The sequence below is a fragment of the Erwinia sp. STN24 genome, from assembly GCF_041320675.1.
GTDB classification, from domain to species: Bacteria; Pseudomonadota; Gammaproteobacteria; order Enterobacterales; family Enterobacteriaceae; genus Erwinia; species Erwinia aeris.
In genome coordinates, this window is sequence record NZ_JBGGPM010000002.1 from 459,658 (window position 1) to 474,222 (window position 14,565).

Below are 14,565 nucleotides of genomic sequence, written 5' to 3' on the forward strand. Positions count from 1 at the left end.
TTTTTCTAAGCTGCCTGTACGGCAGTGAACTTCATCTCACTGGTCGTTATCCCGGCACGGCGTTTCTAAGCTGCCTGTACGGCAGTGAACAGATCCGGTTTAAATAACGCTGCGTTTTTTTTGTTTCTAAGCTGCCTGTACGGCAGTGAACACATTATTGGCCGATAGCCACATAGTAACTACTTTCTAAGCTGCCTGTACGGCAGTGAACTCTGCCACTTCAATAACGTCGCCAGGCATAAATTTCTAAGCTGCCTGTACGGCAGTGAACGCCGTCCGGCGCAAGGTCGCCGGGCAATGGCGTTTCTAAGCTGCCTGTACGGCAGTGAACCCTGCTCGTCTTTTCGGTTCAGCACGTAATACTTTCTAAGCTGCCTGTACGGCAGTGAACTACGTAGGTAATGCCGCGTTGGCGGGTGTGTCTTTCTAAGCTGCCTGTACGGCAGTGAACGATCAGTTTGAAGACGTTGCCCGATGGCTGCATTTCTAAGCTGCCTGTACGGCAGTGAACTTGCAGCGCGCGACGCCATCGCCAACTATAAATTTCTAAGCTGCCTGTACGGCAGTGAACGTTGACGGTCATACATCAGACGAACTGAACCTTTTCTAAGCTGCCTGTACGGCAGTGAACCTGCGAAATAGATTGCGCCGGAGTTTTTTCCATTTCTAAGCTGCCTGTACGGCAGTGAACATGGCAATCGACACATTCACCTGGTGTCCGCATTTCTAAGCTGCCTGTACGGCAGTGAACTTGCCGGAAGAGACGAGTTCAAAAAGGTGCTTTTTCTAAGCTGCCTGTACGGCAGTGAACGTGATCGGCCTGATTTGCGTCTGCCTGTGGGGTTTCTAAGCTGCCTGTACGGCAGTGAACTAAAAGGTCGCCACGATGAAAAAGTATTTATTTTTCTAAGCTGCCTGTACGGCAGTGAACTATATCTAACTAAGCAGCAGGAAACTCCAAATTTTCTAAGCTGCCTGTACGGCAGTGAACGCGCTCCGTTTCGCCGGTCGGGCCCTGTAGCTTTTCTAAGCTGCCTGTACGGCAGTGAACCCGTGCAGGGCTGTCTGCCACGGTCACGCTACTTTCTAAGCTGCCTGTACGGCAGTGAACTGGAAAAGTAATTTAAGGGTTGGATTATGTTTTTTCTAAGCTGCCTGTACGGCAGTGAACAGTTGCCTCTTTAGCTTAACCCAATATTTTTTCAGCGAAATTGACCTTAGCCCTGTAAAAACCCTTTTTTCAGCCACGTGATTCAGTGCATTAAAAATCAATCACTTAAGCAAGCCACCAAAAAAAGGGTGCCGTCCGTCAGCCGCTACGCGCTGACCGTAAAGCCAAGCATCATGCCGGTATCTTCATGCTCCAGCAGATGACAGTGCGCCATATAGGCCCGCTCTTTGTCCGCCAGATGGTCAAAGCGCACCAGCACTTCGCTGCGCCAGCCTTCCACCCGAACCGTGTCTTTCCAGCCGCTGCGGTGCGGCGCTGGCGGCTTGCCGTTTTCAGAGATAATACGAAACTGCGTGCCGTGAATATGGAATGGATGCAGCATCTCGTCGCCCTCGCCGGAAATCGTCCACTTTTCCGTCACGCCCTGCTTTACATCGAAAGCGGGTTTGGTCATATCGAAAGCGACCCCGTTGATCTTATTGCCGTTATGAAAATCGTACTGCTCAGGCTGCTGATGCGCCATCGAGTGGTCTGCGCCGCCGTCCATAGCGTGGCCCTGCATTCCCGGCATTGCCGCGTGATCTCCGCCCGTGTCCTGCATCGATTCGCCGTCGTGCGCATCGCCGCTCATACCGGCCATCGCCGCGTGGCCGTATCTTTGCATCAATGCCACCATGCCGCGACGATCCAGCTCGGGATCCATCGACAGCTGGAGCCAGCGAGTTTTCAGGCCGGCCTGGGCGGGCAGCGGCGGCACGTCCACCAGCTTGTCCGGCAGCGATCCACTGGCCATCACCCGGAGCGGCTGAATGCTCAGCAGCGGCAGCGGCTGGTTGAACGGCGCCAGCGACATGCCCATCTGCCGCACCGGCAGCGTCTGCAAATCAAACGGCTTGCCGTCCAGCGTGTCGACCAGCACCTCAAAGCGCTCGCCCGGCATCATCGACAGCTCGGTCACTTTTACCGGCTCGCTCAGCAGCCCGCCGTCGCCGCCAATCACATAAAGCGGGCGCCGATCGCTGGCGGCAATATTCAGCGAACGGGCGTTACAGCCGTTGAGCAGCCGCAGCCGCAGCCAGCCGCGCGGCACGGCGTGTTGCGGATAAATCGCGCCGTTGGTCAGCATCGTATTGCCAAACCAGCCTACGGCAGCGCTCATCACGTCCAGCTCGTAGTCAATTTTGCTGCCGTCCGCCGACAGTTTTTTATCCTGGAGGATCACCGGAATATCGTCGATGCCCCAGATTTTCGGCAGCAGCAGTTTCTCCGTTGCGTCGTCTTTCAGGATAACCAGACCGGCCAGGCCCTGGGCGACCTGATAGCCGGAACGGCCATGCTGATGAGGATGGAACCAGCAGGTCGCGCCGGGCTGATCGGGGGTAAAGCTGACGGTGCGCGTGGCGCCGGGGGCAATCTGCGCCTGCGGGCCGCCGTCTACGCCGCCCGGCAGCTCCAGCCCGTGCCAGTGAACCGTGGTGGCTTCCGGCAGCTGATTGCGCAGGTTGATGGTGACCGGCTTGCCGCGCTCCAGCTGGATCGCCGGGCCGAGCAGGCTGCCGTTATAGCCCCAGGTCGGCACCGCTTTATCCAGCCAGCGGGTGCTGCCCTGCTGCGCCGTTACGGTCATCTCGCCACGCGCATCCGGCGTTAATAAGGCCGGAATGGGCAGCGCGGGACGTGGCTGCGCGGCCATCAGCGATCGGCTCCACAGGGGTAGTGCGCTGGCCGCGCCCAGCGCGGTGCTCAGCTTTATAAAATCACGACGTTGCATCAGTCTTCCTCGACCCGGCTCTTATTTATTGCCTGCAGCATAAACCCTTCCCCCAAGGGAAGGTCAAGTTTCGCCGCGCCCTGCTGGAAAATTGCGTTTTACGGACATTTCTCTGCTGAAATTGACTGTCGACCGACGGTAACTGTGCTAACGTCAGAGTATTGACACCCTTTGAGTACAGTTATGAAGAAAAGCATCAAGGCTCTGTTGTTACTGGGCCTGTTTGGCTTCTCATCGACAAGTTTTGCGCTGAGCGAGTCGGAAGCGGAAGATCTGGCGGATCTGACCGCTGTTTTTGTTTACCTGAAAAATGACTGCGGCTATCAGGATCTTCCGGATGGACAGATCCGTCGCGCGCTGATCTTTTTCGCCCGGCAGAACCGCTGGGATCTGAGCAACTACAGCAGCTTTAATATGAAATCGCTGGGCGCGGACAGCTATCGCGATTTAAGCGGCATCGCCGTGCCCAACGACACCAAATGCAAATCACTGGCCCGCAATTCGCTCAGCCTGCTTGCCTACGTGAAGTAACCCCCGCCGTTTTCCGCCGCCAGTTTGACCGTGCAAGCACGGTCAGAGTTGGCTATCATATCGCGCCCATTTTTCGTGGCTGCTACAACCAGGAGAGCCGTACCATGGCCGAAAAAGAGATGTGGTATGAAACGCTTCATACCGGTTTTGGGCAGTATTTTGCTGTCGATAAAATTTTATACCGCGAACAAACCGGACATCAGGATCTGGTTATCTTTGAAAACGCCGAGCTGGGTCGGGTGATGGCGCTGGACGGCGTGGTGCAAACCACCGAGCGCGATGAATTTATCTATCACGAGATGATGACCCACGTCCCGCTGCTGGCGCACGGCGCGGCGAAGCGCGTGCTGATTATCGGCGGCGGCGACGGCGCGATGCTGCGTGAAGTCAGCCGTCATCAAAACATTGAACAGATTACGATGGTGGAAATCGACGCGGGCGTGGTGACGTTCTGCAAAGCGTATCTGCCTAATCATAATGCGGGCGCTTATGAAGATCCGCGCTTCAGGCTGGTAATCGATGACGGCGTCAATTTCGTGCGCCAGTGCAATGAAAAATTCGACGTCATTATTTCTGACTGCACCGATCCGATTGGACCGGGCGAAAGTCTGTTTACCTCGGAATTTTATGAAGGATGCCGGCGCTGCCTCAATGAAAACGGCATTTTTGTGGCGCAGAATGGCGTCTGCTTCCTGCAGCAGGACGAAGCGGTCAACAGCCATCGCAAGCTGAGCCACTATTTCCGCGACGTCAGCTTTTACCAGGCGGCCGTACCGACCTATTACGGCGGCATCATGACCTTTGCCTGGGCAAGCGACAACCCGGCGCTGCGCCAGCTGGATACGGCCACGCTTGCGGCGCGTTATCAGCAGGCCGGCCTGACCTGTCGCTATTACAATCCGGCGATCCACACCGGCAGCTTTGCCCTGCCGCAATATCTGTTGAATGCGCTGGCTGACTAGCCGGGCATTTTAAGGGGGTGAACGAAATTGCAAAAGCTTAAACTACATGGCTTCAACAACCTGACGAAAAGCCTGAGTTTTTGTATCTACGATATCTGTTACGCGAATACCGATGCGGAGCGTGACGGCTACATTGCGTACATTGATGAGCAGTACAATGCCAACCGTCTGACGGAGATCCTTAGCGAAACCTGCTCGATTATCGGCGCTAACGTGCTGAATATTGCGCGCCAGGACTATGAGCCACAGGGCGCCAGCGTCACCATTCTGGTGAGCGAAGAGCCGATCGATCCGAAAGATATCGATAAGTCGGAGCATCCTGGCCCGCTGCCGGGTTCGGTGGTCGCGCATCTGGATAAAAGCCATATCTGCGTGCATACCTATCCGGAGAGCCACCCGGAAGGCGGACTCTGCACCTTCCGCGCGGATATTGAGGTGTCGACCTGCGGCGTGATTTCGCCACTGAAAGCGCTGAACTATCTGATCCACCAGCTGGAATCGGATATCGTCACCATCGACTATCGCGTGCGCGGCTTTACCCGCGACGTGAACGGCGTGAAGCACTTTATCGATCACGAGATCAACTCGATTCAGAATTTTATGTCGGAAGATATGAAGTCGATGTACGACATGATGGACGTCAACGTCTATCAGGAGAACATCTTCCATACCAAGATGCTGCTGAAAGAGTTTGATTTAAAGCATTATCTTTTCAATACCCGCCCGGAAGATCTGACACCGCAGGAGCACAAGCGCATTACCGACCTGCTGTGGAAAGAGATGCGGGAAATTTACTACGGCCGCAATATTCCTTCTGTAGGCTTTAAAACGCTGTAAGAAGCTGGTCTCTACTATGGGCGGCCTGTAGGCGGCCCGTTTTGCTCAGGGTTTCGCCAGCGTCAGCGTAAACGGCTGCCCGCTCAGCGCCTTCACTTCCTGCTCGCCCAGCAGCTCGTCGGTAATGATATCGGTCAGGCTTTGCAGCGGCGTGGCGCAGAACAGCGACCAGGAACCATATTTGCTGCTGTCCGCTAACAGCACCCTGCGTCGCGCGTTGATCAGCAAATCCTCTTTCAGCCCCGCTTTTTCTTCGGTCGGCGTGGTAATGCCCTTCTCCAGGCTCCACGAGTTACAGCTGACAAACGCGACGTCCGGGTAGATATTCCGCAGCAGCCTGCGCCCGTGCTCGCCAATGCAGGACTGGCTGGAGTCGTCGATGCGCCCGCCGATAATCGTCACCTCAATCTGCCTGAACTCCGACAGAAACAGCGCGATATGCAGGTCGGCGGTGATCACCCGCAGCGGCAGATGCGTCAGCTGACGCGCCAGTTCCAGCATGGTGGTGCCGGCATCCAGCACCACCGCGTCGTTGGCTTTCACCAGGCTGGCCGCCGCCAGGGCGATAGCCTGTTTTTCCGTGAGATGACGCTGCATCTTTTCCAGCGTGGTGGGCTGAGCGGGAATAAAGCGGTTAAGGGTAACGCCGCCGTGCGTCCGGCTGATTACCCCTTCCCGATCCAGTTTGATCAGATCCCGTCGGATCGTAGCCGGCGACGCGGAAATCGCCGCCACCAGCTGATCGACAGTCACCAGATTATGGCTTTTCAGATAGTCCATGATCTGGTCCAGGCGACTTTGTCCCTTCATAGGTCCTTATGCAAGCTGCATCGCTAGCTGAATGGAAATCGCCATGCTCTCAGACTTCGCTTTACCTGTCCAGGCAATATCAAACGCCGTGCCGTGGTCGGCCGAGGTGCGGATAAACGGCAGGCCAGCGGTAATATTCACGCCGTCGTAAAAGCCCAGCAGCTTAAGCGGAATATGCCCCTGATCGTGGTACATCGCCACCACGATGTCGTACTGGCCTTCATAGCACTGCAAAAACACCGTATCCGGCGGGCACGGGCCGAAGGCGTTGACGCCCTGCGCTTTCATGGCTTCTATGGCCGGGCCGACGATGGCGATCTCTTCGTCGCCGAACAGCCCGTTTTCGCCCGCGTGCGGATTAACGCCCGCCACCGCGATGCGCGGCTTATCATAGCCGACGCGCCTGAGGAAGGTTTCCGCCATGCCGATCACCGTCTCCACCCGCTCGCGGTTGAGCGTATCCAGGAACTTACGCAGCGCGATATGCGTGGTGACGTGGATCACCTTCAGGCGATCGGTATAAAGCACCATTGCGTAGTTTTTGCTGTCGGTCAGCTTCGCCAGCAGCTCGGTATGGCCGGGATAGAGATGGCCCGCCGAATGCAGCGCTTCTTTATTCAGCGGCGCGGTGGCGATAGCCTGCACTTCGCCCGCCAGCGCCAGCTCGGTTGCGCGCTTCACGCAGCGGTAGGCCAAATCGCCTGCGGCTACCTGCACCACGCCGGGCTTTAACGCATCAGGATCGGCCAGCGGCTCGTCGATAACGTTAATAATGCCCGGCGCAAAGCGCGCTTCGGCCACGCTGTTAACTATCCGCAGCTCCGCCTGCGGCGTAATGCCCATCGTCATAATCCGCCGCAGCGTGCTGGCGCAGCCCACTACCACCGCAGGCGCGCCGGAAAGCTCGCCCTCCGCCAGGGATTTGATGATTATTTCCGGGCCAATACCCGCCGGATCGCCCATGGTAACCGCAATAATTTTACTCACTCGCCTTCTCCTCAATAAAACGAAAAACTTCTACCAGGGTGTTTTCATCACCAAAACCGCCAGCCTTGGTAAGCACCAGCAGGTTGTCGTTACCTTGCAGCAGATGGCCGTAAGGCACGCAGCCCGCCACCTGCCCTGAAATCTGAAAGCCCTGCGCGCCCAGCCCGCGCGCCACCGCTATCGCCACGTCGCCGCCGGAGAGATAAAGCGCTGAAGGCGTAACGTCGCGCAGCACGTCGGCGGTCAGTTCCGCCAGATAAGCGCAAATCTGTTCGCCAAGCTGCTGGCGGCTGAGATCGAGCCGTTCGCACAGCGAGGCGATAGCCTGACGCTGCTCCGCCTGCTGGCAGGTGCGGATCACGCAGTGTCGGCCCTGCTGTAGCGCCTCCGTCACCGCCTGTCGCCAGCGCTGTCCCGGCGCGCCGCCGCTAAAAAGCTGACTGATATCCACATCGATCAGCCGGATTGCCTTTTGCTGCATCAGCTGCGTTATCTGCCGCTGCGCGACTTCACTCATCGATCCTATAACCGCCAGCCCGGCCTTTACCGGAGCGCGCGAGCCTGCCGTCCCGCCCGGCGCCAGCCTCGTCAGCCGCCTGCCCAGCGCGTCGCTCAGCCCGGCGGCACCCACCAGCAAAGGGCGCTCGTCCAGCTCGTCCGCCGCCTGCATGATGCGTTGCAGATCGGCGTCCGTTTGCGCATCCAGCACGATCAGCCGCTTGCCGTCAGCAATAGCCGCTTCGATCCGCTCTCGCAGATCCGCCTGCGCCGACAGCGGGATCAGGCCAACCGGCAGCGTGGTTTGCTCGCCAAGGCGCGCCGCTATGCTGGCACTGCTTACCGGCGTTTTAGGATCGCTGGCATATTCCGTTTCCGTCAGCAGGCGGCCATCGATATAGCAGCAGCCTTCTACGGTGGTACGGCCCAGCGCGGGCACCGCTGGCGCTATCAGCGCCACGCGTTTATCGCCTGCCAGCAAAGCCGCTTCGATTTCCGCGCCGGGATTGCCGCGCAGCGTCGAGTCGATTTTTTTAAACAGCCAGCCGTCGCGGGCCACATCCCTTCTGCCCGCTATTGCCGCAGCGGTACGCCGGGCGGCCTGTTCCGCGCTGGTCGCCCGGCTGTCGGTATTGACGACCCAGGCATCGGCCTGTTCCACGGTGGGTGTGGCCGCATCAAACAGCACATGAACCCGCGCGCCGACGTTGGCAAGCCCGACCCCGGCATCGTTCGCGCCGGTAAAGTCATCCGCAATCACCAGCACAGGCATCTTCCATTTTGTGCGCATCTTCATCACTCCCTAAGTTCGACAAGCCGGTTTTCATTGGGAGTGATTATATTCAATCACAATTGATTATATGTGAGCACGGTCAAATTAATCAAAATCAATTTGCCCTATAAATTCCTCCTGCCTGCCGCGAATGAGCAGGTTAATGACCAAATGTAATCAATTCACCCTCAGCCAGGACAGGACTTATGACCATTAACAGCACCGTGATTGCTGGTTACCAGGCGCTTAGCGACATCGGCTATCTGTTGCAAAACCATCGGCACGTGCTGCTGGTGACGGATAAAAACATTGTCGGCATTCCGGCGGTGCAAACGCTGATCCAACAGATTGGCAGCAGAGCGACACTGAGCATTGTGGACAGCGTGCCGCCGGAGCCGAGCCAGCATGACGTGGCGGCGATAGTGGCGTCGCTGCCGGGGAAAAAGGTGGATATGGTGGCTGGCGTCGGCGGCGGCAGCGTGCTGGACGTCGCCAAACTGCTTTCCGTGCTCTGCGTTGAGGACGCGCCTTCGCTGGAAGCGCTGCTGGCCGGTGAAAAACCGCTGCGCCGCACGGCCTCGCTGCTGATCCCAACGACCGCAGGCACGGGTTCCGAAGCCACGCCAAACGCGATCCTCGCTATCCCGGAGAAAGAAACCAAGGTCGGCATTATCTCGCCGGTGATGCTGCCGGATTACGTGGTGCTGGCGCCCGAACTGACCACCAGTATGCCCGCGCATATCGCCTCTTCCACCGGCATCGATGCGCTTTGCCATCTGATTGAGTGCTTCACCGCCACCGTCGCCAATCCGGTCAGCGACAACTACGCGCTGATCGGCATGAAAAAGCTGTTCGCCAGCCTGGAAAAGACGATTGCGGAGCCGGATAACCTGGCGGCGCGTCTGGATATGCTCTGGGCATCGTATTACGGCGGCGCGGCCATCGCCCATGCCGGTACGCACCTGGTGCACGCCATGTCCTATCCGCTGGGAGGCAAATATCACCTGCCGCACGGCGTGGCGAACGCCATTTTGCTGGCACCGTGTATGCGTTTTGTCCGTCCTGCGGCGGTCAGTAAGTTCGCCCAGGCTTACGACCTGCTGCCTGACGCCGACGCCTCGCTGAGCGAAGAAGCGAAGTCCGTGGCGCTGGTTGACTATTTCGCCGCGCTGGTGAAGCGCCTGAAGCTGCCTGCCAGCCTGGACGAGCTGGGCATCAACGCTGAGCATCTGCCTTATCTGGTCGAGGCCGCGCTGGACGTGCAGCGCCTGATGAAAAACGTGCCGTGTGCGGTCAGCGCCGACGACGTCCGCGAGGTCTATCTGACCCTGTTTCCGACCCTGAATCACTAACCGAATAATGAGGCCATGATGAACACAATCACCGGCGTACTGACCGCCATCGTCACCCCTTTTACCGCTGACGGCGACTACTGCGAGCACGCGATGCGCCAGCAGATCCAGCGCCAGCTTGCCGCTGGCAACGGTATTTTTTGCGGCGGCACCAACGGCGAGTTTTTTGTGCTTAACGAGCAGGAAAAGCTGGCGGTCACCGCCACCTGCGTGGAGGAAGTCGCGGGCAAAGCGCCGCTGGTGGCGCACGTGGGCGAAATCTCCACCCGCGAAACCATTCGCCTGGGCAAGCAGGTCGCCAGACTGGGCGTGGATGCCGTTTCGGTTATCACGCCTTACTTCGTGCCGCTAAAACAGGAGGAGCTGATCGCCCATTACGAGGCGGTCGCCGACGCGCTGGAGGTGCCGGTCTTTCTGTATAACATTCCGGCCCGCACCGGCAACACGCTCCAGCCGCAGACGGTGCGCAAACTGGCCGCGCATCCCAATATCGTTGGCATCAAAGACAGCGCGGGCAGTTATGAGAGCCTGAGCGGCTTTTTGCAGGCGGCGCAGGGCACGGAAAATTTCAGCGTGCTGAACGGCCCGGACTCGCTGATCCATCAGGGCTTTGTTGACGGCTGCGCCGCCTGCATCTCCGGGCTGGCCAACGTCGCGCCGAAAGAGATCAACGCCATCTGGGCGCGTTTTAACGACGGCGATATCGAGGGGTCGCGCCGCGCGCAGGAAAACGTGACCGGTCTGCGCACCGACCTTTACAGCGTCGCCTTCTCGCCAGCGGCGGTGAAAAAAGCCGTGGCGCTGATGGGCTATGACGTAGGCGAAAGCCGCTATGCCGTGCGCTTCAGCGCCGAAGAAGAGCAGCGTATTCGCCAGATTGTTAATCAGTACACCCGGTAACCCGACCGTGGCGACGCGGCAAAAATGACCGCGCCCCGCTTCGTCGACCCTTTATTTTGCGGCGCGCCCGCTCTTCGACCAGGACAAGCAAAATGAAAGTGATCTGTACCTCGCCCTCGTTTGCCAAATATGACGCGCAGCCCATCGCCACGCTGAAGGCGCAGGGCTTTGAGCTGATAACGCTGCCCGCCGACGCGTCGCTGGACGCGCTGATGCCGCATCTGGCCAAGACGGTGGCGATGATCGTGGCCTTTACCGAGGTCGACGACGCGCTGCTGGCGCTGGCGCCGCAGCTGAAAATTGTCTGCAAGCACGGCGTCGGCGTGGACAACATCGATCTCGATGCGGCTAAGGCGCGCGGCGTGACCGTTACCAACGTGCCGGACGCCAACAAGCATGCCGTGGCGGACTTCGCCTTTGCGCTGATCCTCAACGCTGCCCGTCAGGTGACGCAGGCGGTGACGGAAACGCGCGCCGGGAACTGGCCGCGTATTTTCGCCACCGACGTCTATGGCAAAACGCTGGGCATTGTCGGCCTGGGCAATATCGGCAAGCAGGTCGCGCTGCGCGCCAGCGGCTTTAATATGCGCGTGCTGGCTTTTGACTACTATCCCGACGAGAAATTTGCCGCCGAACATAATATCCGGTTCGTCTCTCTGGATGAGCTGACCGAACAAAGCGACTTTATTACGCTGCACACGCCGCTGACCGCAGAGACGCACAGCCTGTTTGATGCCACGCGCATCCGCAGCATGAAGCAGTCCGCTTTTTTAATTAACGTCTCACGCGGCGGCGTGGTGAACGAAAACGATCTGTACCACGCGCTGGCCGACAACCTGATTGCTGGTGCCGCCGCAGACGTATTCGACCACGAGCCGCTGGAGCGCCATCCGCTGTTTTCACTGCCTAATTTTATGCCCACCTCGCATATTGCTGGCTATACCGACGGCGCTATCAGCGCCATCGGCGAGCGCTGCGTTCAGCAAATTATTCAGTGCGTTAAACAACAGCAGCGGCCGGTAAATGCCCTGTAGTCAAACGCGGGACGCCGTTTCCGTCCCGACTTAAAAAGCCGACCGTCGAGTCGGCCACTAACCTCTGACCGAGCCAGGACGATGAAAACTGCAAACCCAACCCGTATCCGCTGGTGGATCGCTGGCCTGATGTGGCTGGCTATCGCCATTAACTATATCGACCGCACCGTGCTGTCGGCCGCCGCGCCGCACCTGATCGACGAGCTGAAGCTCAGCCCCGAACTGATGGGCTTTATTATGGCGGCGTTCTTCTGGTCCTATTCGCTGTTGCAGATCCCGGCGGGCTGGTTTGCCGACCGCTTCGGACAGAAAAAAGGGCTGGGGCTGGCCGTTGCCTGGTGGTCCATCGCTACCTCCATGATGGGGCTGGCGACCGGCTTTAAATCGCTACTGGCGCTGCGCCTGGCGTTAGGCGTCGGCGAAGCGGCCGCCTATCCCAGCAATGCGGGCATTACGGCGCGCTGGTTCCCGGATAAAGAGCGCGCCACCGTCTCTGGTCTGTTCGACAGCGCCTCTAAATTCGGCGGCGCCGTGGCGATGCCGCTGATCGTCTGGATGATCTATCTGTTCGACTGGCGCCTGACCTTTCTGATTATCGGCGCGGTCGGGCTGCTGTGGGTGATCGCCTGGTATTTTATCTATGCGGAGAACCCGGAAGAGCACAAAGCTATCAGCGCTCAGGAAATCAGCCTGATCCGCGACGGCCAGGCCCGTAAGCACGGCGATAAAAACGTTCGCCCGATGAAGTGGTACAAGCTGCTGCGCTACCGCAACATCTGGGCCATGTGCATCGGTTTTTTCACCATCAACTACACCTCCTATTTCTTTATCACCTGGCTGCCCACTTATCTGGTGAAAGAGAAAGGCATGGATTTTATCAAGATGGGGATGATCGCCGCCCTGCCGCTGCTGTGCGGCATGATTATCGAAGTGGCAGCAGGCTGGGCTTCCGATCGGCTGGTGCATAAGAAGGTGCTGTCTCTGACCGCCACCCGCAAGCTTTTCCTGACTGTCGGCCTGCTGATGGCGCTCTGCATCGGCTTTGCGCCCTTTACCGATTCCGTGTTTATGACCGTGTTTCTGCTCTGCGTGGCGAAGTCCGGCACCACGGTAGCCGCCTCGCAGGTTTGGGCGCTGCCCGGCGACGTCGCGCCGAAAAACAGCGTCTCTATCGTGGCCGGCTTGCAGAACACCGTTTCCAATATGGGCGGCGCTATCGGGCCAATTGTGACCGGCGCTATCGTCGCCGCGACCGGATCTTTTACCTGGGCGCTGGTGTTCTCCGCCGCGCTGGTGATGATTGGCATCATTAACTACCTGTTTTTGATGGGTAAAGTTGAACCAATTAACGAAGAAGAGCACGCCTCGTCGCCCCAGGCGGTAGCGAGTCGGACATAATTTTCAGCCCGTGCGGCAGTATGCAGGCCGTACGGGGATCTACCTCCAGCGCTTTCGGCGCTTAACCCTACAAAGGCGTGAAAAGAGCCGCAAAGCCGCCGCGTCTGCTCATAGTGAGGCATCACAATGAAAGCGTTTTCTACTGAAGGCACGTTGATTATTATCTGTATGGTGGTCGCCTATATTTTATTTACCACCTGGCTGACTTACCGCTTAAGAAGTAAAAGCTCCGGCGACTTTATGGAAGGGTCGCGCGCCATGCCCGCTTTTATCGTGGGTATTATGCTGATGTCGGAATATATCGGCGCCAAATCCACCATCGGCACGGCGCAGGCCGCCTTTGAGGATGGTTTTGCCGCTTCCTGGTCGGTCATCGGCGCGGCAATTGGCTTTCCTATTTTCGGGCTGCTGCTGGTCAAGCGTATCTATAATACCGGCAAGATTACTATTTCCGGCGCGATAGCGGAAAAGTACGGCAGCACCACCAAGAATATTATCTCTATTATTATGATTTATGCGCTGCTGCTGGTGAACGTAGGGAATTACGTCAGCGGCGCGGCGGCTATTTCCACCGTATTAAAAGTTAATCTGCCCGTTGCGGCCTTTATTACCGCTATCGTCAGCACCTTCTATTTCGCCTTTGGCGGCATGAAAGGCATGGCGTGGGTCACCATGCTGCACAGCGCGCTGAAATATGTCGGCATCCTGATTATTCTTGGCGTGGCGCTGAAAATGACCGGCGGCATCACGCCGATGGTCGAGAAAATGCCGTCTTTTTACTGGACGTGGGACGGCCACGTCGGCGCCAGCACCATCGTTGCCTGGCTGATTGGCACCATCGGTTCGATCTTCTGCACCCAGTTTGTGATTCAGGCGATCTCTTCCACTAAAAGCCCGGCGGCGGCCAGACGCGCCACCTGGGTCGCCTTTTTCTTCTGCCTGCCTATCGGTATCGCTATCGCCATGATCGGCGTGGCGGCGAAATATCTGCACCCCGAGATCAACAGCCTCTATGCGCTGCCGGTGTTTTTGCAGGATATGAGCCCGTGGCTGGCCGGCATCGTCACCACCTCGCTGGTCGCGTCGATTTTCGTCAGCGTCGGCACCGTGGCGCTGGCTATCGCGTCGCTGATTGTAAAAGATTTCTATGTGCCGTACCGCAACCCCACGCCGGAGCGCGAATTCAAAATGACCCGCTGGCTGTCGCTGGCAATCGGCTTTGCGCCGCTGGTCTTTGTGCTGTTCGTGCCGGAAGTGCTTAAGCTTTCGTTCTTTACCCGCGCCATTCGCCTGTCGATTTCCGTGGTGGCGATCATCGCCTTCTATCTGCCGATGTTTAAAAGCGCGCGCGGCGCAAACTGGGGGCTGATTGGCGCCTGCGTAATGACCTCCGTCTGGTTTGTGCTGGGCGATCCTTTCGGCATCAACAACATGTATATCGCGCTGATTACGCCAGCGGTGATTATGGCTATCGACTATATGATCCCGAGCCGTCAGAGCGTGAAGAAAACCGACAACCGTATGCAAAAAAGTGGAGCCTGA

General features: G+C 58.0%; 12 protein-coding genes and 1 CRISPR repeat array (1 of these 13 only partly in view). Of the genes, 8 read left to right on the top strand and 4 right to left on the bottom strand.

Annotated features, from left to right (window positions below; all coding sequences use genetic code 11):
- A CRISPR array of direct repeats spans window positions 1-1,171; the repeat unit is 28 nt; unit sequence TTTCTAAGCTGCCTGTACGGCAGTGAAC (it extends 661 nt beyond the left edge of the window).
- Window positions 1,172-1,316: 145 nt separating this feature from the next.
- The gene (gene cueO, locus ACA373_RS12430) at window positions 1,317-2,942 is read right to left on the bottom strand and encodes a multicopper oxidase CueO (protein ID WP_370734569.1); all 1,626 of its coding nucleotides are present in this window, start codon (window positions 2,940-2,942) and stop codon (window positions 1,317-1,319) included.
- 183 nt (window positions 2,943-3,125) lie between these two features.
- Here cueO and ACA373_RS12435 point away from each other — a divergent pair, with 183 nt between their 5' ends.
- The 3 genes from ACA373_RS12435 to speD all read left to right on the top strand — a co-directional run bounded on the left by ACA373_RS12435 (window position 3,126) and on the right by speD (window position 5,272).
- Window positions 3,126-3,473: a YacC family pilotin-like protein gene (locus tag ACA373_RS12435; RefSeq protein WP_370734570.1), complete on the top strand. Its 348-nt coding sequence runs from the start codon at window positions 3,126-3,128 to the stop codon at window positions 3,471-3,473.
- 104 nt (window positions 3,474-3,577) lie between these two features.
- Entirely contained in the window at window positions 3,578-4,435 is an 858-nt protein-coding gene (speE, locus tag ACA373_RS12440) for a polyamine aminopropyltransferase (RefSeq protein WP_301730696.1), read from the top strand.
- 27 nt (window positions 4,436-4,462) lie between these two features.
- Window positions 4,463-5,272 carry an adenosylmethionine decarboxylase gene (gene speD, locus ACA373_RS12445; protein ID WP_125289039.1) on the top strand — a complete coding sequence of 270 codons (810 nt, stop codon included), beginning with the start codon at window positions 4,463-4,465 and terminating at the stop codon, window positions 5,270-5,272.
- Window positions 5,273-5,317: 45 nt separating this feature from the next.
- On the opposite strand, the gene ACA373_RS12450 is transcribed toward speD, so the two are convergent.
- Genes ACA373_RS12450 through ACA373_RS12460 form a run of 3 tightly spaced genes read right to left on the bottom strand, consistent with a single transcriptional unit; the run spans window position 5,318 to window position 8,357 of the window.
- On the bottom strand, window positions 5,318-6,082 hold the full coding sequence (locus ACA373_RS12450) for a DeoR/GlpR family DNA-binding transcription regulator (protein WP_125289038.1): 765 nt from the start codon (window positions 6,080-6,082) through the stop codon (window positions 5,318-5,320).
- Between the two features lie 6 nt (window positions 6,083-6,088).
- Window positions 6,089-7,069 (bottom strand): D-threonate 4-phosphate dehydrogenase, encoded by a 981-nt coding sequence (locus ACA373_RS12455; protein WP_253455240.1) that lies wholly within the window; start codon window positions 7,067-7,069, stop codon window positions 6,089-6,091.
- A complete protein-coding gene (locus tag ACA373_RS12460) occupies window positions 7,062-8,357 on the bottom strand; it encodes a four-carbon acid sugar kinase family protein (protein WP_370734571.1) in 1,296 nt (431 codons plus the stop codon). The genes ACA373_RS12455 and ACA373_RS12460 overlap by 8 nt, the downstream gene beginning before the upstream one ends.
- A 188-nt stretch (window positions 8,358-8,545) precedes the next feature.
- Between ACA373_RS12460 and ACA373_RS12465 the strand changes: the two genes are divergently transcribed.
- From ACA373_RS12465 to ACA373_RS12485, 5 genes are all read left to right on the top strand, one after another.
- Window positions 8,546-9,691, top strand: coding sequence for an iron-containing alcohol dehydrogenase (locus tag ACA373_RS12465; protein ID WP_301251414.1), 1,146 nt, complete (start codon window positions 8,546-8,548; stop codon window positions 9,689-9,691).
- 15 nt (window positions 9,692-9,706) lie between these two features.
- Window positions 9,707-10,591: a dihydrodipicolinate synthase family protein gene (locus ACA373_RS12470; protein WP_301730699.1), complete on the top strand. Its 885-nt coding sequence runs from the start codon at window positions 9,707-9,709 to the stop codon at window positions 10,589-10,591.
- Between the two features lie 92 nt (window positions 10,592-10,683).
- The gene (locus tag ACA373_RS12475; protein ID WP_253455244.1) at window positions 10,684-11,625 is read left to right on the top strand and encodes a phosphoglycerate dehydrogenase; all 942 of its coding nucleotides are present in this window, start codon (window positions 10,684-10,686) and stop codon (window positions 11,623-11,625) included.
- A gap of 81 nt (window positions 11,626-11,706) precedes the next feature.
- Window positions 11,707-13,023: an MFS transporter gene (locus tag ACA373_RS12480; RefSeq protein WP_253455245.1), complete on the top strand. Its 1,317-nt coding sequence runs from the start codon at window positions 11,707-11,709 to the stop codon at window positions 13,021-13,023.
- A 126-nt stretch (window positions 13,024-13,149) separates the two neighbouring features.
- Window positions 13,150-14,565 carry a sodium:solute symporter family protein gene (locus tag ACA373_RS12485; protein ID WP_253455246.1) on the top strand — a complete coding sequence of 472 codons (1,416 nt, stop codon included), beginning with the start codon at window positions 13,150-13,152 and terminating at the stop codon, window positions 14,563-14,565.